This is a genomic window from Chromohalobacter sp. HP20-39 (assembly GCF_033052815.1).
Classification (GTDB): domain Bacteria; phylum Pseudomonadota; class Gammaproteobacteria; order Pseudomonadales; family Halomonadaceae; genus Chromohalobacter.
Genome location: NZ_JAWHTP010001192.1, coordinates 1 through 234, shown reverse-complemented (window position 1 = coordinate 234; position 234 = coordinate 1). Strand labels below are relative to the sequence as shown.

Annotated in this window: 1 protein-coding gene; it reads right to left on the bottom strand. The window is 67.1% G+C overall.

Annotation, left to right across the window (positions count from 1 at the left end; all coding sequences use genetic code 11):
• A partial coding sequence (locus RVY79_RS21660) for a hypothetical protein (RefSeq protein ID WP_317466686.1) occupies positions 1-196 on the bottom strand: 196 nt, incomplete at its 3' end.
• Positions 197-234 lie beyond the last annotated feature (38 nt).

The following is a 234-nucleotide window of genomic DNA, read 5'->3' as shown; positions in this document are numbered from 1 at the left end:
CCGCATTGCTAGCCAGAGAACCGACAGCACTGCTGGCTGCCGCCGTCGCGACTTGCATCCAACTGAAATGGTCTTGCAGCCCAACCGCGACGGCCAAGCCTTGCGTCACCACACTGCCGATCGCAGCGCGGCCAACCCCGGCAACAATGCCTGCCGTATTGGAACCCTGCGCAGCCAGCCATGTTCCAGACGCCACCGCCGCGGAGCCTACCCCCGCGGTGACGCCGGCGCCGA